Origin of the sequence: Methylobacterium sp. E-045 (assembly GCF_022829685.1) — a bacterium.
Taxonomy (GTDB): Bacteria; Pseudomonadota; Alphaproteobacteria; order Rhizobiales; family Beijerinckiaceae; genus Methylobacterium.
Genome location: NZ_JAKSYE010000085.1, coordinates 156,829 through 175,547 on the forward strand (window position 1 = coordinate 156,829; position 18,719 = coordinate 175,547).

The 18,719-nt window shown below is 67.6% G+C and carries 18 protein-coding genes and 1 tRNA gene; 4 read left to right on the forward strand and 15 right to left on the reverse strand.

Annotated elements, in window-relative coordinates; translation table 11 throughout:
• Window positions 1-46: 46 nt before the first annotated feature.
• Entirely contained in the window at window positions 47-352 is a 306-nt protein-coding gene (locus MKK51_RS14355; RefSeq protein WP_243978098.1) for a DUF3572 domain-containing protein, read from the reverse strand.
• Between the two features lie 76 nt (window positions 353-428).
• Between MKK51_RS14355 and MKK51_RS14360 the strand changes: the two genes are divergently transcribed.
• Window positions 429-806, forward strand: a complete 378-nt coding sequence (locus MKK51_RS14360; protein ID WP_018045229.1) for a response regulator — start codon at window positions 429-431, stop codon at window positions 804-806.
• A 57-nt stretch (window positions 807-863) separates the two neighbouring features.
• Window positions 864-2,237, forward strand: coding sequence for a PleD family two-component system response regulator (locus tag MKK51_RS14365; RefSeq protein ID WP_243978100.1), 1,374 nt, complete (start codon window positions 864-866; stop codon window positions 2,235-2,237).
• On the opposite strand, the gene MKK51_RS14370 is transcribed toward MKK51_RS14365, so the two are convergent.
• The 4 genes from MKK51_RS14370 to MKK51_RS14385 all read right to left on the reverse strand — a co-directional run bounded on the left by MKK51_RS14370 (window position 2,186) and on the right by MKK51_RS14385 (window position 5,545).
• A complete protein-coding gene (locus tag MKK51_RS14370; RefSeq protein ID WP_243978102.1) occupies window positions 2,186-3,460 on the reverse strand; it encodes an O-antigen ligase family protein in 1,275 nt (424 codons plus the stop codon). The genes MKK51_RS14365 and MKK51_RS14370 overlap by 52 nt on opposite strands.
• Before the next feature lie 21 nt (window positions 3,461-3,481).
• The gene (locus tag MKK51_RS14375; protein WP_243978104.1) at window positions 3,482-4,075 is read right to left on the reverse strand and encodes a DUF2059 domain-containing protein; all 594 of its coding nucleotides are present in this window, start codon (window positions 4,073-4,075) and stop codon (window positions 3,482-3,484) included.
• 56 nt (window positions 4,076-4,131) lie between these two features.
• Window positions 4,132-4,842 carry a ribose-5-phosphate isomerase RpiA gene (gene rpiA / locus MKK51_RS14380; RefSeq protein ID WP_243978106.1) on the reverse strand — a complete coding sequence of 237 codons (711 nt, stop codon included), beginning with the start codon at window positions 4,840-4,842 and terminating at the stop codon, window positions 4,132-4,134.
• A 148-nt stretch (window positions 4,843-4,990) separates the two neighbouring features.
• Complete coding sequence (locus MKK51_RS14385) at window positions 4,991-5,545, reverse strand: hypothetical protein (protein WP_243978108.1); 555 nt, start codon at window positions 5,543-5,545, stop codon at window positions 4,991-4,993.
• 303 nt (window positions 5,546-5,848) lie between these two features.
• Here MKK51_RS14385 and gph point away from each other — a divergent pair, with 303 nt between their 5' ends.
• Window positions 5,849-6,538: a phosphoglycolate phosphatase gene (gph, locus tag MKK51_RS14390; protein ID WP_243978115.1), complete on the forward strand. Its 690-nt coding sequence runs from the start codon at window positions 5,849-5,851 to the stop codon at window positions 6,536-6,538.
• A 6-nt stretch (window positions 6,539-6,544) separates the two neighbouring features.
• On the opposite strand, the gene MKK51_RS14395 is transcribed toward gph, so the two are convergent.
• The 4 genes from MKK51_RS14395 to MKK51_RS14410 form a co-directional block, all read right to left on the reverse strand.
• A tRNA-Val gene (locus tag MKK51_RS14395) sits at window positions 6,545-6,619 on the reverse strand.
• 175 nt (window positions 6,620-6,794) lie between these two features.
• Entirely contained in the window at window positions 6,795-8,516 is a 1,722-nt protein-coding gene (locus MKK51_RS14400) for an ABC transporter permease (protein ID WP_243978117.1), read from the reverse strand.
• Between the two features lie 11 nt (window positions 8,517-8,527).
• The gene (locus MKK51_RS14405; RefSeq protein ID WP_243978119.1) at window positions 8,528-9,556 is read right to left on the reverse strand and encodes an extracellular solute-binding protein; all 1,029 of its coding nucleotides are present in this window, start codon (window positions 9,554-9,556) and stop codon (window positions 8,528-8,530) included.
• A gap of 125 nt (window positions 9,557-9,681) precedes the next feature.
• Window positions 9,682-10,761, reverse strand: a complete 1,080-nt coding sequence (locus MKK51_RS14410; RefSeq protein WP_243978121.1) for an ABC transporter ATP-binding protein — start codon at window positions 10,759-10,761, stop codon at window positions 9,682-9,684.
• A gap of 382 nt (window positions 10,762-11,143) precedes the next feature.
• On the opposite strand from MKK51_RS14410, the gene MKK51_RS14415 reads away from it, so the two are divergent.
• Entirely contained in the window at window positions 11,144-11,668 is a 525-nt protein-coding gene (locus tag MKK51_RS14415; RefSeq protein WP_409565685.1) for a GcrA family cell cycle regulator, read from the forward strand.
• Window positions 11,669-11,952: 284 nt separating this feature from the next.
• Here MKK51_RS14415 and MKK51_RS14420 read toward each other — a convergent pair whose 3' ends face one another.
• The 6 genes from MKK51_RS14420 to MKK51_RS14445 form a co-directional block, all read right to left on the reverse strand.
• Window positions 11,953-13,230: an aminotransferase gene (locus MKK51_RS14420; RefSeq protein ID WP_243978123.1), complete on the reverse strand. Its 1,278-nt coding sequence runs from the start codon at window positions 13,228-13,230 to the stop codon at window positions 11,953-11,955.
• Window positions 13,231-13,299: 69 nt separating this feature from the next.
• Window positions 13,300-14,220, reverse strand: coding sequence for an ROK family protein (locus MKK51_RS14425; RefSeq protein WP_243978125.1), 921 nt, complete (start codon window positions 14,218-14,220; stop codon window positions 13,300-13,302).
• 9 nt (window positions 14,221-14,229) lie between these two features.
• Entirely contained in the window at window positions 14,230-15,621 is a 1,392-nt protein-coding gene (locus MKK51_RS14430) for a dicarboxylate/amino acid:cation symporter (protein WP_243978127.1), read from the reverse strand.
• A 229-nt stretch (window positions 15,622-15,850) separates the two neighbouring features.
• Complete coding sequence (locus MKK51_RS14435; protein WP_243978129.1) at window positions 15,851-16,732, reverse strand: hypothetical protein; 882 nt, start codon at window positions 16,730-16,732, stop codon at window positions 15,851-15,853.
• Window positions 16,733-17,025: 293 nt separating this feature from the next.
• Window positions 17,026-17,433 (reverse strand): peptide-methionine (R)-S-oxide reductase MsrB, encoded by a 408-nt coding sequence (gene msrB / locus MKK51_RS14440; RefSeq protein WP_243978131.1) that lies wholly within the window; start codon window positions 17,431-17,433, stop codon window positions 17,026-17,028.
• Between the two features lie 64 nt (window positions 17,434-17,497).
• The gene (locus MKK51_RS14445) at window positions 17,498-18,652 is read right to left on the reverse strand and encodes a YihY/virulence factor BrkB family protein (RefSeq protein ID WP_243978133.1); all 1,155 of its coding nucleotides are present in this window, start codon (window positions 18,650-18,652) and stop codon (window positions 17,498-17,500) included.
• Window positions 18,653-18,719: the final 67 nt, after the last annotated feature.

An 18,719-nucleotide genomic window follows, 5' to 3' on the forward strand; every position in this document is an offset into this window, starting at 1 on the left:
AGGATGCGGGGCGCACCCTCACGTTGACCGCCCCGGCGCTTCCTTTTCATCCGAATTCGACATCTGGATCGGGCGGACCGAGCCGACGCCAGGCGGCGGCGATCCGTTCGGGCTTCACGTCGAGGGCCGTCGCACAGGCGATCAGCACTGCCTCGTCGCCCATGAGATGATCGAGGACCGCCGCGAGGAAGGCCGGATCGGTGGCGCTTTCCCGCACTGTGTCGGGTGTCAAACCGGAGGAGGCCATAAAGGGCAGGAGTCTGTCGCCGTCCTCGGCGAGCCATCCGAGCACCGAGATGGCGAGGAGTTCGGCGGAGTCTTCGGGACGGTCGGATTTGCGTTTCGTCAACATGTATCCCTTAGGTTCTCATCAAGCGGGACGCCGGTCCTTCCAGAATGCGCCGCCAGCCTGCCGGGAACAATGAGCCATGCCGAAGACCGTGCTCATCGTCGAGGACAACGAACTCAACATGAAGCTCTTCAACGATCTGTTGGAAGGGCACGGCTATGCGACACTCAAGACCGCCAATGGGATCGAGGCGATCGAGCTCGCCCGCGCCCACCGGCCCGACCTGATCCTGATGGACATCCAGCTTCCCGAGGTCTCCGGCCTCGAAGTCACCAAATGGCTGAAGGAAGACGACGACCTCAAGCATATCCCCGTCATCGCCATCACGGCCTTCGCCATGAAGGGTGACGAGGAACGCATCCGCGAAGGCGGCTGCGAAGCGTATCTCTCGAAACCGATCTCCGTGGCGAAGTTTCTCGCCACCGTCCGCCTCTACCTCGGCGACGGAGCCCGTTGATGAGGGCCACCGTCCACAGGGTCGATCCGTCGAACCCGTCAGAATCCGCGAGGAACGATGTCGGCCCGCATCCTGATCGTCGATGATCTCTTTCCGAACGTGAAGCTGCTCGAGACAAAGCTGTCCCTCGAGTATTTCGACGTTCTGGCGGCCATGAACGGGCCGGATGCCATCTCGATCTGCGAGAAGGGCCTGTGCGACCTCGTCCTGCTCGACGTGATGATGCCCGGAATGGACGGATTCGAGGTGTGCCGCCGGCTCAAGCGCAATCCAGCCACCGCCCATCTCCCCGTGGTGATGGTGACGGCCCTCGATCAGCCGTCGGACCGGCTCCGGGGCCTCGACGCAGGGGCCGACGACTTCCTGACGAAGCCGATCGACGACACCGCCCTGTTCGCGCGGGTGCGCAACCTCGTCCGGCTGAAGGCGGTCACCGATGAACTGCGCGACAGGGCGCGGGCCTCGCGGGAGTTCGGGATCGGCGATCCCCTCGCCCTCGCCGCCGCCGGGGACGGCCAGAACGCGTCGATCCTGCTGGTGGAGGACCGGAAGAACTCGGCCGAGCGGCTTTCCGCGGCCTTGAACCAGCACCATCGGGTCACGGTCGTGGCGGACCCGCACGACGCGATGATTCTCGCCACCGAGGGGGATTTCGAACTGACTCTCGTCAGCCTCGACCTCCAGGGATTCGACGGCCTGCGCCTCTGCAGCCAGGTCCTGTCCCTCGACCGTACCCGCACCATGCCGGTGATGATGATCGCGGAGGAGAACGACAAGGCACGGGTGATCCGCGGACTCGAATTCGGCGTGCACGACTATCTCATGCGACCGGTGGACCGGAACGAACTCGTGGCCCGCGTGCGCACCCAGGTGCGGCGCAGCCGTTACTCGGACACCCTGCGCGGCGCCGTCCAGGCCTCGATGGAGATGGCGGTCACAGACGGGCTCACCGGGCTTCATAACCGGCGCTACCTCGACGGCCATCTCGCCGTGCTGTTCGATGACGCCGCCCTGCGCCACCGTAACGTCTCGATGCTGATGCTCGATATCGACCGGTTCAAGTCGATCAACGACACCTATGGTCACGAAGCGGGCGACGAGGTGCTCCGCGCCTTCGCCGGCCGCGTCCGGCTTCACACCCGCGTCGTCGACATCGTCGCCCGCTATGGCGGCGAAGAGGTTGTCATCATCCTCCCCGACTCTGAGCCGGAGGCGGCCCATGTCATCGCGGAGCGTATTCGGGAGCGCATCGAAGCCGTCCCGTTCCCGATCGACCAGGAGACACGGGAGATTCACGTCACCGTGTCCATCGGGGTGGCGTGCCGCCATACCGACGACAAGGGACCGTCCGACATGCTCAGGCGTGCCGATCTCGCCCTCTACCGCGCCAAATCCTCCGGCCGGAACCGGGTCGAGGCCGAAGCCGCCTGAAGAAGGCAAGGCGCGCCGGGGGCCATCGCGGCCTCGCGCGTCCAGGCGATGGCTGCGCCGACGGCCGCGATCCACCAGCCCTGCCAGGCGCCGTGCTCCACGAAGGCCACCGCCGTGCAGGAGGCGACGAGCCCGAGGGCGACCACGCCTTCCCCGCGCGGCAGGCGCCCGATGAGCCCCACCATCATCATCAGGATAGCGCCGATCAGGATCGCGCCGACGATACCGAGTTCGGCCCAGATCTGCAGGAAGATGTTGTGCGGATGGCCCACCGCCAGCATCGGCCGCAGGCCCGGCTCGATCCGTGCGGCGACGGGCGTCTCGATGAATCGTGCCGACGTCCCGAACCCGGCCCCTTTCCAGGGATCGACGGCCACGGCCGCGCCGAAGCTGCGGGCGATGGCGACCCGCGCCCGCGAACTGCTCTGTACCAGCCGGTCGTGAACAGCCTCGGGCATGACTTTCTGGAGGATATCCCCCTCCACCGGCGCGAGGATGAGCGAGAGGGCCAGCACGCCCCCCACGATCGCGAGTCCGACCCGCCGCGGGGTCAGGACGGCGACGAGGGACATGACGGCCCCGGCTGCGAGACCCATGGCGGCGGCGCCGCTGATCGATCGCAGGATCGCCCCCGTACTGACCACGAGCACGAGGAGCGCCGCGATCCCATGCCCGCGCCGGTAAAGGAGATAGGCCAAAGGACCCATGATGGGCAGGATCGTCAGCGCGGGACGGTTGAAGACGAACAGCGCCACCCGAGAGCCCATCGCCCGATGGAGGGGAAGATGGGTGGCCAGGGCTACGACGATGTAGAGGCCGGCAAGCGCGATGGACCAGGCGGCGAGCCGGGGCGTGAAGGCCGGCATATTGCCGGGCGCGAGGCGGGCGAGGAGATAGGCCCCCGCAACCGTCGGGAGGAATTCCTCGATGTTGCGCCAGGATAGGTCCTGCACCGGGCTCCAGGCGATGCTCACCAGCGACCAGACGACAAATCCGAGGGCGGCGAGGCCGATCGGCGTGACAAGCGGCCTCACGACGAACCGCATCGTGCCGCGGGCATCCTCGATCAGCCCCGCGACGACGAAGAACATAGCGGCGATGCCGACGACGGTCGGGCTCGACCGGTTGGCGAGGGCCATAGCCACGGGGAGGACGGCGAGCGTGACGGCACCGGCGACGCGCAGGCGCGCGACCGTCTCCGCTCGAGGAGGGAGACCTGACATTGGAGAGGTCGGGTGGAGCGGCTACTGAAGTTCGTGGCCGCGCTTGCCCATCTCGGCACGCACGCGGACCATCATGTATTCGGACACCCCTTGGGTCCAGTTCTGCATCGCCTGGACGATCTCGTCGAGCACCTGCGGCTGGGTCTCGACGTAGCGCTTGCCCGCCGCCGAATGGAAGAAGGCGACGATCTCGGTGAGCTCGGCTTCGGACAGGCGGCTCGCATAGATCTTGGCCGCCGTCTCGATCATCATCTGCTTCTGCAGTTCCATCTCCGGCGCCAGGGAGGTGAGAACCTCATCGAGATCCTTGGTCAGGTCCGGGCGAGTGATGGCCGCCTGCTTGATCTGCTGGCCGAAGGACGGAAGAATCGAGTCGAACGAGCGGGCGATGCCGGAGCTGAGGGTAACCTCCCGCGCCAGGGCCAGATGGTTCGGCGTGTAGGCCGGCTGCTGGGCCGCGGGCGTGGAGGGAGTTGGCGCGGCGGGCTTGGCGCCGGGCTTGCCCGGCGCGGCCGGCTTCTGCGCCTGGGCCTGGCCGGCGGTCGGCGCCGAGACCGAAAGAATTCCGGCGAGGACGGAGCCGGTCAGGACGGTGGAGAGGCGGCGGCGGGACATGGCGAACGCTCCGGAAAGGCGTGTCGATCAGGACATCGAAGGAGGGTGGAGGCGCGTCAGATCGCGCCGATACTGGTGACGTGCGCCTGCCCGTCACGGGCCTCCGCCAGGATCGCGCCGGTGGCGAGACCGAGGAACAGACCGTGCTCGACCACGCCGGGCACCGCCCAGAGCGCGGCGGACAGACGTTCCGGATCGGCGATGGCCTTCAGATGCGCGTCGAGGATGAGGTGGCCGCCATCGGTCACGAAGGGCGCGCCGCCAGGGCCGGACCGGAGAATGAGATCGCCCGCGCAACCGGCGCTCTCGATGGCCCGGCCGACGGCGATGCGGGTGGCGCCGAGGCCGAACGGGTTGACCTCCACCGGCAGCGGAAACGCGCCGAGGGTCGCCACCGATTTCGCCGCGTCGGCGATCACCACCATGCGGCGGCTGGCGAAGGCCACGATTTTCTCGCGCAGGAGCGCGCCGCCGCCGCCCTTCACCAGACGCATCCGTGCGTCGATCTCGTCGGCGCCGTCGATGGTCAGGTCGAGTTCGGGCAGATCTTCAAGAGTGGCCAGGGGAATGCCGACACGCTCGGCGGCAATGCGCGTCGCCTCCGAGGTCGGAACGCCCGTCACCTTGAGTCCGTCGCGCACCCGCGCGCCGAGAAGTTCCACGAACACGTTGGCGGTGCTGCCGGTCCCGATGCCGAGCCGCATCCCGTCCTCGACGAGATCGAGGGCACGGGCGGCGGCGGCGCGACGCAGGTCGGGACCGCTCACGAGGAAGCCCCGTTCATCGGGAGGGAGGGGGCGAGATGCATGGGCAGGCTCTCGGGCTACGGGCTGGGCCGCTGAAAGTCCGGTGGCCCTAGCACGGCTGGCAACGCCGTCCAACGCGGCTGTTGCCGAACGTCCGCACCGATCGCCCTCAGGGGCGGGTGTTCTGGGGCGGCGTGGCACTCGGCCCCGCGCGGCCGGGCGCCTGCCCCGTGGCCACGGCTTCCTCGGGACCGCTGGCGGCCGGGTTCGCCTGGGCGGTGCATACCACCGCCTCCTTCTGGAGTTGGACGTAGCAGATGCTCATCTCGCCGGTGCGGTAGTTCACCCGGAACACCCCGGCCTCGCGGGTGTGGCGGGACGCAACGAGACCGTATTCGGACGGAGCCTGGGCGCTGGCGCCCTCGCCGGAACCGTAGCAGACGGTGAGGCCGACGCTGCCCACCGCGCCCTCGCGCAGGCCGTACTGGCAGGAGGTGACTTCGCCCGTGACCTTGTCGACGCGGTAGACCCGGTTGAGGTCGATCTGCGGCGCGGGAACGAATTCGAAGGAGGCAGCGGAGGCCCCTCCTGCCGTCAAGGCGAGGAAGGCCAGCGCGATCCCGGCCCGGCATCCCGTGGCCTTGCCGTGCCATCCCCCCGGACGGGCGGATGCGGCGGGAACGGCGGATATGAACGCACGGTCGGTCGGCAGGGTCGAACGCATGGTCGCCTTCATGTCCTGATGCAGACGGGGGAATCTTGCAGGGGAAATCGTGCAGGGGGAATCTCGCGACCGCTCCCCTATAGCGGCCTTGCGGCGCAACCGTGACCCGCTCGCGGCGACCTTGATCGCATCATGGCCGGATTCTACAGCATCATGGCACGGAGAAAAGCTCGACTGGTGCGATAAGCCTTTGCGCGCGCATCGGATTTTTCTCGGCACCCGGCCTCCGCTGCCCGGCCCGCCGTGATGCCGTCATCCAAGTCGGGATCAGCCCACGCCATTCCCTCAATTTTGCGAGTCCTCATGCCAAGCCTGCCGCCTATCGTCGTGTTCGACCTCGACGGAACCCTCGCCGAGACCGCGGGCGACCTCGTCGGCACCCTCAACGCGATCCTCGCCCGCGAGGGACTGCCGACTCTTCCCCTCGAGCGGGCCCGCGACATGATCGGCGCCGGAGCAAAGGCGCTGATCCAGCGCGGCTTCGAGGCCGCCGGCGAGCCCATCGACGACGCCCGCCTGCAGACGCTCTTCGTCGATTTCCTCGACCATTACGGCCGGCATCTGAGCGAGCATTCCTACCTGTTCCCCGGCGTCGAGACGGCCCTCAACATGCTGAGCGCACGCGGCTTCCTCTTGGCGGTGTGCACCAACAAGGTCGAGGCCCATGCCAAGCAGTTGCTCGAAGAACTCGGCATCGCCGGCCGCTTCGCCGCCATCTGCGGTCGCGACACGTTTCCGGTCTACAAGCCCAACCCGGCCCATATCACCCTCACCGTCGAGCAGGCGAAGGGCGATGTCACGCGTGCGGTGATGGTGGGCGATTCCCGCGCCGACATCGATGCGGCGAAGGCGGCGGGGATTCCGGTCATCGCGGTGCCGTTCGGCTATACCGACCTGCCGGTAGAGCAGCTCGGCCCGACGCGGGTGATCCAGCATTTCGACGAGTTGGTGGGGGCGGTCGATGCCCTCGTCCCGACTTCCGCCGTGGCCTGAGGGGAATGGTGGGCGCGACAGGGATCGAACCTGTGACCCTTCGCGTGTGAAGCGAATGCTCTCCCGCTGAGCTACGCACCCGGACCGAGGGCCTTCTAGGGCGAGGCCCACGCGCCCGTCAAGGGCCTCTGTCGCCTCGCCCCTCGGCAACTTGCCGGGGCGGCATCCGATGAGCTTCGGCGGCTCACCACCGGACCCGGTCTTCGACGAGGCGGACGGTCCTCCCCCCTCGTCCGACAGGGTACGGCCCGGGAGACTAACCGCCCCTCGGACCGCCCTCCGCCGAGCCGAGGCGCAGGAGCAGCGCCACCGGGATCAGGCCGACGACGACGATGAGCAGGGCGGCGACCGCACCGTCCTCGTAGGTGCCGCGCACGGCCTCCCCGTAGAGATGGGTCGCCAGGGTCTCGACGTTGAGCGGGCGCAGGAGCAGGGTTGCCGGCAGTTCCTTGACGCAGTCGACGAAGACGAGGAGCGCGCCGCTGAGCAGAGCCGGCCAGGTTATCGGCAGGTGCACCCGCATCAGCGTGCCGGCGGCCCCCCGACCGAGCATGCGTCCCGCCTCCCCGAGGGAGTCCGGCACCTTCGCCAGGCCCGCCTCGCAGGTCCCGACGCCGACCGCGAGGAAGCGCACGAGATAGGCGATGACGAGGGCGCCGCCCGCGCCGACGCCGATGATCGCCGGGGCGACGCCGAAGAGCGCCGTAGTGATGCGGGACAGGGAGGCATCGGCGAGGGCCAGCGGACCGAGGAGCCCAATCGCCAGGATCGCTCCGGGGAGCGCGTAGCCGAGGGCGGCGATGCGGATTAGTCCCTGCCCGAAACGTCGCGCGACGAGCCGCGGACCGGCGGCGACGAGAAATCCGCAAGCAGCCGCGAGAAGGGTGGCGAGGCCGGCATAGAGCAGGGTGTTGCCCGCCTCGGCGATGACGCCCCGGGGAAATCCGAGCCTGGTGATGCGGGCGATGGCGGAATGGACGAGATAGGCCGCCGGGATCAGGAAGCCGATGGCGATGGGGACGATGCCGAGACAGAAGGCAGCCATGGCCGAAGCAGCGGACAGGCGATGGCGGGCCATGCTGCGCTGGCGCCGGGCCGTGCCGGCATAGCCGCGCCCGCGCCGTCCCCAGCGCTCGGTTGCCAGGAGCAGGAGCACCATCGCCAGCATGACCAGGGCGATCTGCGCCGCGCCGGGCAGGTCGGAGCGGTTGATCCAAGTGGCATAGACCTGCACCGTGAGCGTGCGCACGCCGAGAAATTCGGCGGCGCCGATGTCGTTGAGCGTCTCCATCAGGGCGAGGCTGGTGCCGAGGGCGATGGCGGGGCGCGCCAGCGGCAGGGCGACACGGAAGAAGACCGCCGTCGGCGACCGCCCCAGGATGCGCGCCGCCTCGATGAGCGTGCCCGCCTGCATCAGGAACAGCGCCCGCGTCGGCAGGTAGACATACGGGTAGAGCACGAAGCCGAGGAGCAGGATGCAGCCCGGCAGGGACCGGATCTCCGGCAGCAGCAGATCCTTCGGCCGCACGACGCCGAGAGCATCGCGCAGGGCGGTCTGGATCGGGCCGATGGGGTGAAGCAGATCGAGATAGGCGAAGGCGACGATGTAGGTCGGCACCGCCAGTGGCAGCAGCAGCCCGACTTCCAAGAGACGGCGCCCGCGGAACTCGTAGGCCGAGACGAGCCAGGCCGAGCCGACCCCGAGCATGACGACGACGAGGCCGACACCGCCCAGAAGCAGGGCCGTGGTGATCGTCGCCTGGGGCAGGACATGCTCCAGCAGATGTGGCCAGACCTCGCTCGACCCGCCCGCCGCAGTCAGCGCCAGGGACGCCACCGGGCTGAGGATCAGGGCCGCCAGGGCGAGGGCTCCCGCCGCCCAGGCGACAGGCCAGGCGCGCAAGCGCTGCGCCGCCCTCGGAGCGGCATCGGAACCGATCGCAGCCTGCGATCGGGCGAGTTCGACGACGGCAGACATCGGCCGGAGCTTCAGTTGTCGAAGCCCACCGTATCCACCAGCAGGCTCGCCGCCTTGCGGTTACGGGCGATCTCGGCCAGGGGCACGGTATCGATGGTCAGCGGGCCGAGCGCCGTGAGTTGGGGGTCGATCGGCGCACCCGCCTTCACCGGATACTCGAAATTGGCTTTCGCATAGAGGCCCTGGCCTTCGTCGGAGACGAGGTATTCGAGAAGCTTGACCGCTTCGTCCCGGTTCGGTGCGCTCTTCGCGACCACGGCGCCGGAGACGTTCACATGGGTGCCGCCGCTGGTGAATATCGGCAGCACGACCTTGATCCCGTCGCCCCATTTCTGCTGGTCCGGGCCTCCCTTGCCCGAGCGCATCAGCCCGACATAGTACGAATTGCCGAGCCCGATGGCGCAGGTTCCGGCCAGGATGTCGCGGGCGACGTCGCGATCGCCGCCGGCCGGCTTGCGCGCGAGGTTGGCCTTCACCCCCGTCAGCCAGGCCTTCGCCTTCTCCGGCCCATGCTTGACGATGTAATGGGCGATGAGCGCCGTGTTGTAAGGGTGCTGGCCCGCGCGCAGGCAGAGCTTGCCCTTCCATTTCGGGTCGGCGAGATCCTCGTAAGTCAGGGCCTTCTCCGAGAGGTCCTTGTCGGCATAGGCGACGCGGGCGCGCATGGAGAGGGCGTACCAGAAGCCGCCGGCATCGCGCAGGGGTGCCGGAACGGCGGCCTCCAGGGATTCCGTACGCACCGCCTGGGCGAGGCCGCGATCGACGAGCTCGATGAGATTGCCGATATCGACGGTCATCAGCACGTCCGCCTTCGACCGTTCGCCCTCGGAGGCCACGCGCTCGGCGAGGCCCTTCTCGACGAAGACGGTATTGACGGTGACGCCGCTCTTGGCGGTGTAGGCATCGAGCAAGGGCTTGATCAGGCCGGGCTCGCGGGTGGTGTAGATGTTGACCTCGGCGGCCGTCGCTCCGGCGATCCAGGCAAAGGTCGTCGCACCGCCGACCAGACATTTCGAGACCCAACCGACCATGACGTCCATCCCTCTTCTCGTCGCGAGGGGTTCTGGGCCGCATCTTCACGGGAAAAGCAAGAGCTATGTCATCAGATTATTATCGTTGAAAACTGTATTTCTGGATACTGACAAGCACGGATAGACAGGGTCGGTTAATCCAGTCCGGCAGGAAAAACCAACCACTCTCCTTTGGCCAGCACTAGCCCGACACGATCGCCCTCCCCCGCGGCTGTCTCTTCGGCGACCGTGAGGCGGAACGGTTCGGGAAGTCCCTCCGCTGCCAGGGTCAGCTCCGCCACGGGGCCGAGGAAACGGCGGCGGATCACCCGCGCCGGATGCCCGGATTCGGGGCCCGACAGGCCGATCGCCTCGGGCCTGACGCAGGCGGTGACCGGCGCGCCGTTCGCGAACCCGGGCGCCGGAGCCGCCCCGAGCGGCGTGGCTGCCGCGCCGTTCGCGCAGCGGGAATGAAAGGTAATGAGATCGCCGAAGAAATTCGCGGCGAAGTGCGAAAGCGGGCGCCGATAGCATTCCGCGCCGGTGCCGATCTGGACGATGCGCCCGCCCCGCATCAGGACGATGCGGTCGCTCACCAGCAAGGCCTCCTCCGGATCGTGCGTCACCAGGAGCGCGGTGGCCCCGGTGGCGCGCAGGACCTCGACCGTGTCGGCCCGCACCCGGTCGCGATTGCGCCGGTCGAGATTCGAAAACGGCTCGTCGAGAAGCATCACGCGCGGCCCCGGCGCCAGGGCGCGGGCGAGCGCCACGCGCTGGCTCTCACCGCCCGACAACGAGCCGGGATAACTCGCGGCCCGGTCGGCGAGGCCGACCTGTTCCAGTCGCGCCCTGGCGACGGCCTCGGCCTCATCGGAGCGGAGCCGGTGGAGACCGAAGCGAACGTTCTGCATGACGGTGAGATGGGGGAACAGGGCATAATCTTGAAACATCAGGCCGACGCCGCGCTCTTCCGGCGGTACCCGGGCACTCATCGCCTGTCCATCGAGAAGGACGAGGCCGCCGCTCGGCTGTTCGAGGCCTGCCACCGCCCTCAACAGGGTGCTCTTGCCGCAACCGGAATCACCGAGAAGCGCGATGATTTCTCCCGCCCGAACCGCGAGGGAGACGTCGTCGAGGGCGTGCTTGTGGCCAAAATCGACGCTGAGCCCACGCGTCTCGAGGCGCGGCGGCACCTCGCCGGGGCAACGTCCCTCGGTCGGATCGGTCGCAGCCATGACCTGTTCCTCACTTCTCGGCTCGTGGTGAAACACGCGCTTCTCGCCCGATCCTCCGTCAGGTCAAGGGGAGGACGGGGCCGTGGAAGGGGCGGTGGGAAGCGGACGAGGATCGCACCGTCGCGCTTACCGCAGAACCGCGTCCGTGCCGGCTCCTTCGTGGTGCATCCGAACCGGCCCGACGGTTTGCCGGTGGAAAGTCCCCCCCTCCTCCCAGGCGCTCTTGCATCCGTGTCGAGGCGTCCTGTACGGTTCTTATCGTCGTCGTAAGGGTGCCCTGCGCGACCACCATCTGTATGGCAGCGGGCGGAGTGGCCATGCGCGGTGTCGCAGGGATCGTCCAGTGTCGGTCGGGGGAATCGAGCGGATGTCGGAGGGGGCGATGACGGATACCGGTGCGGGCTGGACGGACGAACGTGTCGACGTGCTGCGGCGTCTCTGGGACGAGGGACTGAGCGCGAGCCAGATCGCCGCGCAGCTCGGTGGCGTCACCCGCAACGCCGTCATCGGCAAGGTCCACCGGCTGGGTCTGTCGGGCCGCGTGAAGGCGGCGGATTCGCCCGGCAATGGCCGGAAGAAGCCCGCCATCCGCGAAGCCGAGACCGACAACGTCATGGAGCTGGCGGCCGCGGCCGACCCCGTCGCGGCGCCGAATCTGCTGTTTCCCGAGACCAATGCGGTGGTCGCCACCCAGAGCACGCCGCTGGCCGTGTCCAAGCGCGTGACCATCATGGATCTGCGCGAATCCATGTGTCGCTGGCCCCTCGGCGATCCGACTTCGCCGGAGTTCCACTATTGCGGCGACCGTTCGATCACCGGTCTTCCCTATTGCACCCACCACGCCGAGATCGCGTATCAGCCCGCCGCCGAGCGCAAGCGCGACCGCCGGGTCGGCGGTTTCCGCTGAGGCGATCGCACACGGCTCTTTGCCGACGGTCACCTCGGGCGGTGACGGATCCCGCCCTGTCGCAGGCCGGGCGAGCACGCGTCACCACTTGATCCGATGAGCGTAGACTCCGTCCTGCAGTGCGTGGCGGAGGATAGGATCATCATCACCCTCTCCGCGACGAGCGAGAGAGATCGGGCGGTCGTGAAAGCTTTCGACCCCATCGACTGACACCACGACGCGCTTTTCAGGGAAAGCCCCCCGCCCTGGCGGGGCGAGGGGATGCACCGGGAAGGTGGCTCGGGTCAGGCCGCCGATCGGGTCTCGAGTCCGGCGAGGAGGATGCAGAGCGCGATCCCCTCCGCCGCCGCCTTCACGTCCGAGAGCGAGGGGAAGGTCGGTGCGAGGCGCAATGTGCGGTCGTGCGGGTCGCGTCCGTAGGGGGAGGTCGCACCAGCTGGCGTCAGGGCGATGCCGGCCTCCTTGGCCAGCGCCACGGTCCGCTGCGCCGCGCCATCCACCGTATCGACGGTGATGAAGTAACCGCCTTCGGGCTTCGTCCAGGTCGCCGCGCCGGTTCCGCCGAGCCGGGCCTCCAGGGCGTCGAGGACGGCCTGGAATTTGGGTGCAATGAGAGCGCGCTGTTTCTCCATATGCGCCTCGATGCCGGCCATGTCCTTCAGGAAGCGGACGTGGCGCAACTGGTTGAGCTTGTCCGGCCCGATGGTGCGGAAGAAGGAACGGCCGAGGAACCAGCGCACGTTCTCCGGCGAAGAGGCGAACACGGCGATGCCCGCTCCCGCCAGGGTCACCTTTGAGGTCGAGGCGAAGATGAAAGGCCGGTCGGGATGGCCGGCTTCCTCGCAGAGGGCGAGGATGTCCGCGAGGGGGTGGCGCGTGGCGGTGAGGTGGTGGACGGTATAGGCGTTGTCCCAGAACAGCCGGAAATCCGGGGCGCCGGTTTTCATGGCGGCGAGACGCCGGACGGTCTCGTCGGAATAGGTTTCTCCGCTCGGGTTGGCGTATTTCGGCACGCACCACGTGCCCTTCACGGCCGGATCCGCGGCCAGCTTCTCGACGACATCCATGTCCGGTCCCTGACCGGTCATGGGCACGGGTAGCATGCGGATGCCCAGGGCCTCGCAGATGGCGAAGTGACGGTCGTAGCCCGGGACGGGACAGAGGAAGACCGGCTCCTCCTCCTTCGACCAGGGCTTTACCGAGCCGGGCACGCCCTTCAGCAGAGCCCAGGCGATGCAATCGTGCATCAGCGCAAGGCTCGAATTGTCGCCGATGACGATCTGGGCCGCCGGCGCCTGCACCATCGGCGCGAACAGGGCGCGTGCCTCGGGCAGACCCTGGAGGCCGCCATAGTTGCGCGCATCGTCACCCGCCTCGGCGAAATGGTCTCCGTTGCCCGGCAGCGCCATCATCGCGCTCGACAGGTCGAGCTGCTCCGGCGCCGGCTTGCCGCGGGTCATGTCGAGCTTGAGACCGCGGCTTTTGAAGGCCTCGTAGGCCTCGCGCGTCTTCGCATGAAGGGCGTCGCGGGCGGCGGGATCGAGGGAAGCCAAACTCGTCATGGGATTACGCTCACGTCGTTGTGTGATTGTCCCCGTCCATAGCGGCAACGGGGCAGGATGGGGAGAGGTTCAGGCGGGGATGCCCCATAACCAAGCTGCACCCCGCACGCCGGATGCGTCGCCGTGGCGGCTCACCCGGATCGGTGTCCCGCATTCTCCGGAAAAGACGTGCGGAAGGATCGATCCTGCCAGATCGACCGATAACTCCGGCACCGTCGACAATCCGCCGCCGAGGACCACCACGTCGGGGTCGAGGATGTTGATCACGCCCGCCATTGCACGCGCGAGACGCTCCCGATAGCGGCCGATGCTTTCACATGCGGCGGCATCGCCGGTACGCGCGGCGGCGATGACGGATTCACCGGTCTGAGCGATCGTCCCGGTCCGCCGGGCATGGTCTGCGGCGAGGCCGGGGCCGGAGAGCCAGGTCTCGATACAGCCATCCCGGCCGCAATAGCAGGCGGGACCGGGCCGTTCGTCATCGCGAGGTGCGGGAAGCGGGTTGTGTCCCCATTCGCCGGCAATGCGGTTGGCGCCCGACAGGGCGACCCCGTCGATGGCGATGCCGGAGCCGACGCCGGTCCCGAGGATGATGGCCCAGACGACCCCTGCGCCGGCGCCCGCACCGTCCACCGCCTCTGAAACAGCGAGGCAATTGGCATCGTTCTCGGCGCGGACCGGGCGGCCGAGCCGTGCCTCGAGATCGATGACGAAGGGCCTGCCGTTCAGCCAGACCGAGTTGGCGTTTTTCACGAGGCTGGTGCCTGGCGTGATCGCGCCCGGCATGCCGATGCCGACGCTGCCGACGCCGCCGGCATCGCGCTCCAGGCGCAGAACGAGCGCCGCGATCGCCTCGAGGGTGGCCGCGTAATCGTTCCGCGGGGTCGGGATCCGCCCTTCTGCGCGCACGGCTCCGCCGGCATCGAGGGCGATGCCGGCGATCTTGGTGCCGCCGAGGTCGATCCCGATGCGCAGCCGCGCCGGGTCCACGACGCGGCTCTACTGCGCGGCGACGGCCGGACGGGGAGCGGACTCCTGGTCCATGTTCGGCGCATGGTCCGAAATGTCGGTGCCGATGGAGAAGGGATGCGCCATGACCTGGTTCAGCTTCTCCTGATCGAGTTCACCCTCCCAGCGGCTGACCACCACGGTGGCGACGCCGTTGCCGATGAGGTTGGTGATCGCCCGGCACTCCGACATGAACTTGTCGACACCCAGGATCAGGGTCATGGCGGCCACCGGCACCGGGTTGTTGGGGATGGCGCTGAGCGTGGCGGCGAGGGTGATGAAGCCGGCACCCGTGACACCGGAAGCCCCCTTCGAGGTCAGCATCGCCACGAGGATGATGGTGGCGTACTGGCCGAACGATAGGTCCGCGCCCACGGCCTGAGCCAGGAACAGGGATGCCAGCGTCATGTAGATGTTGGTGCCATCGAGATTGAACGAGTAGCCCGTGGGGATGACGAGACCTACGACGGAATCCGAGGCGCCGAGGCGGCGCATCTTCGTCATCATGTGCGGCAGCACCGTCTCGGAGGAGGAGGTGCCGAGCACGATGAGGAGTTCGTCCTTGATGTAGGCCAGGAACCTGAAGATCGAGAAACCGGCCACGCGGGCGATGGCGCCGAGAACCAGGATCACGAACAGGAAGGCGGTCACGTAGAAGGTACCGACGAGCCAGGCGAGATCGATGACCTTGCCGATGCCGTACTGGCCGATGGTGAAGGCCATGGCGCCGAAGGCACCGATGGGGGCAAGCTTCACCACGAGGCCGATGATGCGGAAGAAGATCTGGCCCGCCGTGTCGATCGCGTGCGTGATCGCTTCGCCGCGCTTGCCCATGCCGGTCACGACGACGCCGGTGAGGATCGAGATCAGCAGGACCTGAAGCAGGTCGCCCGTGGCGAAGGCGTCGAAGAAGCTCTTCGGGATCAGCGCCATGATGTGGCCGGTGACGGAATCGTCGGCGGCGATCTTGGCGTATTTCTCCACCGATTTACCGTCGAGCTTGCTCACATCGGCATTGAAACCGGCACCCGGCTTCACAACCTCACCGACAAGCACACCGATGAGCAATGCGATGGTGGAGACGACCTCGAAATAGACCAGCGCCTTCAGACCGACGCGACCGACCTTCTTCAGGTCGCCGATCGAGGCTATACCGTGCACGATGGTACAGAAGATGATCGGTGCGATCATCATCTTGATCAGCGCAATGAAGGCGTCGCCCAACCACTTGACGGACTTGCCCCATTCGGGGTGCAGATATCCGAGCAGGATGCCGAGCGCGATGGCGATCAGCACCTGGATGTAGAGGACCTTGTACCAAGGCTCGTGAGGTGTCGGTGCTGCCGGCGCGCTGCCTCCGGCATGGACGGTGGTCTGAGCCATGTTCCCTCACAGGCGCCTCTTCGGGCGCACGCTCGTCTGTCTTGGCGAGACGCTAGCGAGTTTAATCCCTCGCCTCAACGAGGCCATGAGAGATAATCTTTGTTTCCCGCCGAAACCGTGAGGATGGGCCGCTTCTGTAACGCGATAAGGCTAGACCGCGTTACTGTGTGCGATTGTCGTGGACTGACCCTGCCGGAAATGAGCCAAGCCCATCTCCGGCTTTGTTCCTTCAGGTCTGGGGAGTCCGGCGGGGACGCACGGTCCAGCGCTCGAACTCGGCGGCCGGATCGTCGTCGCGGCCGCTGGCGCGGGCCGGCTGGGACGCTCCAAGAGCCTGGGACAGGCTTTCGATCACGTCGTCGATCCGGGCGTCGCTGCGGAGCGGGGGCTCGGAGGCGGGCGCTTCCTCGGCCGCCGGCTCTTCAGTGCGCTCTTCGACGGCAGGCTGGGGTGTAGGCTCTTCCACCGGGACGGAAGCGGGCACGGCGGCCTTGGCGGACAGAGTTGCGGCGCGGCGGTTCGCCCGGAGGGTCGCCTCGTCCTCGGTGGCCTTCGGCGGCGGGGCATTGAAGCGACCGAAGCCGAAGCGCGGCTCGAGCAGATCGAGGATCGCTTCGAGGGCGGCGTTGTTCAGGGGAACCTCACCCGATTGCGGTACCCCCTGGATCGCCACGGAATGGCGGTCATAGGCAGGATTCTCGGACACGTCCTCGCCGAACCAGGCCGGAGGCACGAAGGCTGCGGCCTGGGCGGGGTCGTCGAACAGGACGCTGAGCAGGTCGAGGGCGCCCGGTGTCGCGTAGCGGTCAACGAGTGCCTCACGGCCGTTGCCGAGGGCGAGCACCGCGCGATCATAGATCGCCTTGCCGGAGCACACATCGAGGAGCGCGTCGCCATGGGCGCGGGGAACCTCCGTGCGCTCCTCGCTCGACGTTCCGTCCGGAGCCGTCGTGACGAGGACGAGATGGCAGTTCTGGCCGTCGACCCGCACATAGGACGTACGTCCGGCCTGGGGAGCGAAATAGCCCTCGGTGATCTTCGAGCCGCCCCGTTCCTTCCGGATCAGGCGGACGAGTGAGGGTGCGACCAGGAACCGACGAACGACACTCATGTACTCTCTCCCCCGGATCGGCTCATCACGGCAGGCTGTCCCTCGAGAGCGCCACGCCATGGGCGCAAGGTCGAGCGCCGTTCGAAGCCATATCCTGTTTCGGCTACGACGGAACGCCCGGCCTGTGGAAACCGGCCGGCACGGACCGTCCGAATTTGGAAACTTTCCCACCGCGCACCGCCGATGGCGCGCAAAGCGGAAGACGACACGCCCTCGACTAAGAAAAAATAGGACTAAATCAAGGCCGCCCTCGAAAGGCCGACCCCAATTTTTATCCTTTCATACCAATGTGCTCAGACATTTGGCTCGAAGCGCAGTGAAATGCCGTTCATGCAATAGCGCAGCCCCGTCGGCGCCGGGCCATCATCGAAGACATGGCCGAGATGACCTTTGCAGCTGGCGCAATGCACTTCAGTTCTCACCATCCAGTGGCTCCGATCGGATTTCGTCTCCACCGCGCCGTCGATGGGATCGAAGAAGCTCGGCCAGCCGGTGCCGGATTCGAATTTCGTGGTGTTCTCGAACAGCGGCGCGTCGCAGCCGGCGCAGTGAAACGTGCCCGGACGCTTCTCGGCGTTGAGACAGCTCGTCCCCGCCCGCTCCGTGCCGTGCTCGCGCAGAACCCGGTACTGGTCCGGCGTGAGGATCTCGCGCCACTCGGCCTCGCTGCGCTGGACGGTGCTTGACTGGATCTCGCTCATGGATGGCCTCCGGTTCATCGGGATCTGCAAGGAAATAGGGTTCCCGAGGCCGTCCCGCACCCTGTCACGCCGCCGCGCCGATCGTGTCGGCCATCCGCGCCTGACGCTCGCCCATCGGCTTTTCCGGGCCGGTCGTGGTGTCGCGTGCGGTCTGATGCTCCATCTCGGCATTGATCTCGGCACCGAGGAGCACGATCGTCGTCGAGATCCAGATCCAGGTCATGAAGCCGATGGCGGCACCGAGCGAGCCGTAGGTCTCGTTGTAATTGCCGAAGCTGCCGACGTACCAGGAGAACAGGATGGAGGCGGCGAGCCAGAGCAGGCCCGCCACGGCGCCTCCGGTACCGACCCAGCGCCAGCGCGGCCGCTCGCGGCTCGGGCCGTAGCGGTAGAGCAGCGAGAGGCCGCCCAGGAGGACGACGAGCAGGAACGGCCAGCGCAGGAGGGCGATGAGCCTTGCCCCCTGCCCGAACCCGAAGAAGTTGAAGATCACCGGCAGCACGACGATGCTGGTGAGCGCCAGGATGGTGAAGAGGAGCGCCCCGACGGTGAAGGTCAGGGAGCGCAGGTTCAGCATCACGAAGGAGCGCTTCTCCTCCTCCTCGTAGACCACGTTCAGGGCGTCGAACATCGCCTTCATGGCGGCATTGGCACTCCAGAGCGACAGGACGAGGCTAGAGAAGAAGGTCAGGCCCAGGGTGCCGTTATCCTTGGCGGCGATCCGCTTCACCTGCTCGCCGATGATGTCGATGGCGCTGGAGGGCAACACGCCCTGCATGCTGGAGAGGTGCTCGTTGATGGCGCCCACATCGGCCACGAGGCCGTAGCAGGAGACCAGGGCGGCGATGGCGGGGAACAGCGACAGCAGGGTGAAGAACGTGACCCCGGCGGCGACCGCGAGCACGCGGTCCTTGTTGAATTCCAGGTAGACGCGGACGGCGATGTCCTTCCAGCCGGCACGGGTGATCTCGGTCGGGCTCCCCGCCGTCCGGCCGCGATGGGCCTGCGTCGCTGCCACCCATTCGGCGCTGCGCCCGCTATGCGAGCGGGCGCCCTCGTCGCGGCGCGGCGCGGGTTCGCTTTCGTCCTGCGGCCGGCGGCGCGACCGGGGCGCCAGCGACAGGGCGAGGAGGGCCGCCCCCATGGCAAGGGTCCAGGTCAGGGACTGGGAAGAGCCCGATTCTCCGGGCTCGGGATGGTGACGCTGAGACGAAGGCATGACGGCAACCGGAAGGGAGACGGCGCGAGCTTGGCCGTTCGATGACGAAAACCGCCGTCCCGCCGAA

Bases quoted from the DNA above. Each gene is read 5' to 3' on its own strand.
- MKK51_RS14355 (WP_243978098.1), bottom strand. From the start codon at position 352: ATGTTGACGAAACGCAAATCCGACCGTCCCGAAGACTCCGCCGAACTC.
- MKK51_RS14360 (WP_018045229.1), top strand. From the start codon at position 429: ATGCCGAAGACCGTGCTCATCGTCGAGGACAACGAACTCAACATGAAG.
- MKK51_RS14365 (WP_243978100.1), top strand. From the start codon at position 864: ATGTCGGCCCGCATCCTGATCGTCGATGATCTCTTTCCGAACGTGAAG.
- MKK51_RS14370 (WP_243978102.1), bottom strand. From the start codon at position 3,460: ATGTCAGGTCTCCCTCCTCGAGCGGAGACGGTCGCGCGCCTGCGCGTC.
- MKK51_RS14375 (WP_243978104.1), bottom strand. From the start codon at position 4,075: ATGTCCCGCCGCCGCCTCTCCACCGTCCTGACCGGCTCCGTCCTCGCC.
- MKK51_RS14385 (WP_243978108.1), bottom strand. From the start codon at position 5,545: ATGCGTTCGACCCTGCCGACCGACCGTGCGTTCATATCCGCCGTTCCC.
- gph (WP_243978115.1), top strand. From the start codon at position 5,849: ATGCCAAGCCTGCCGCCTATCGTCGTGTTCGACCTCGACGGAACCCTC.
- MKK51_RS14400 (WP_243978117.1), bottom strand. From the start codon at position 8,516: ATGTCTGCCGTCGTCGAACTCGCCCGATCGCAGGCTGCGATCGGTTCC.
- MKK51_RS14405 (WP_243978119.1), bottom strand. From the start codon at position 9,556: ATGGACGTCATGGTCGGTTGGGTCTCGAAATGTCTGGTCGGCGGTGCG.
- MKK51_RS14410 (WP_243978121.1), bottom strand. From the start codon at position 10,761: ATGGCTGCGACCGATCCGACCGAGGGACGTTGCCCCGGCGAGGTGCCG.
- MKK51_RS14415 (WP_409565685.1), top strand. From the start codon at position 11,144: ATGACGGATACCGGTGCGGGCTGGACGGACGAACGTGTCGACGTGCTG.
- MKK51_RS14420 (WP_243978123.1), bottom strand. From the start codon at position 13,230: ATGACGAGTTTGGCTTCCCTCGATCCCGCCGCCCGCGACGCCCTTCAT.
- MKK51_RS14430 (WP_243978127.1), bottom strand. From the start codon at position 15,621: ATGGCTCAGACCACCGTCCATGCCGGAGGCAGCGCGCCGGCAGCACCG.
- MKK51_RS14435 (WP_243978129.1), bottom strand. From the start codon at position 16,732: ATGAGTGTCGTTCGTCGGTTCCTGGTCGCACCCTCACTCGTCCGCCTG.
- msrB (WP_243978131.1), bottom strand. From the start codon at position 17,433: ATGAGCGAGATCCAGTCAAGCACCGTCCAGCGCAGCGAGGCCGAGTGG.
- MKK51_RS14445 (WP_243978133.1), bottom strand. From the start codon at position 18,652: ATGCCTTCGTCTCAGCGTCACCATCCCGAGCCCGGAGAATCGGGCTCT.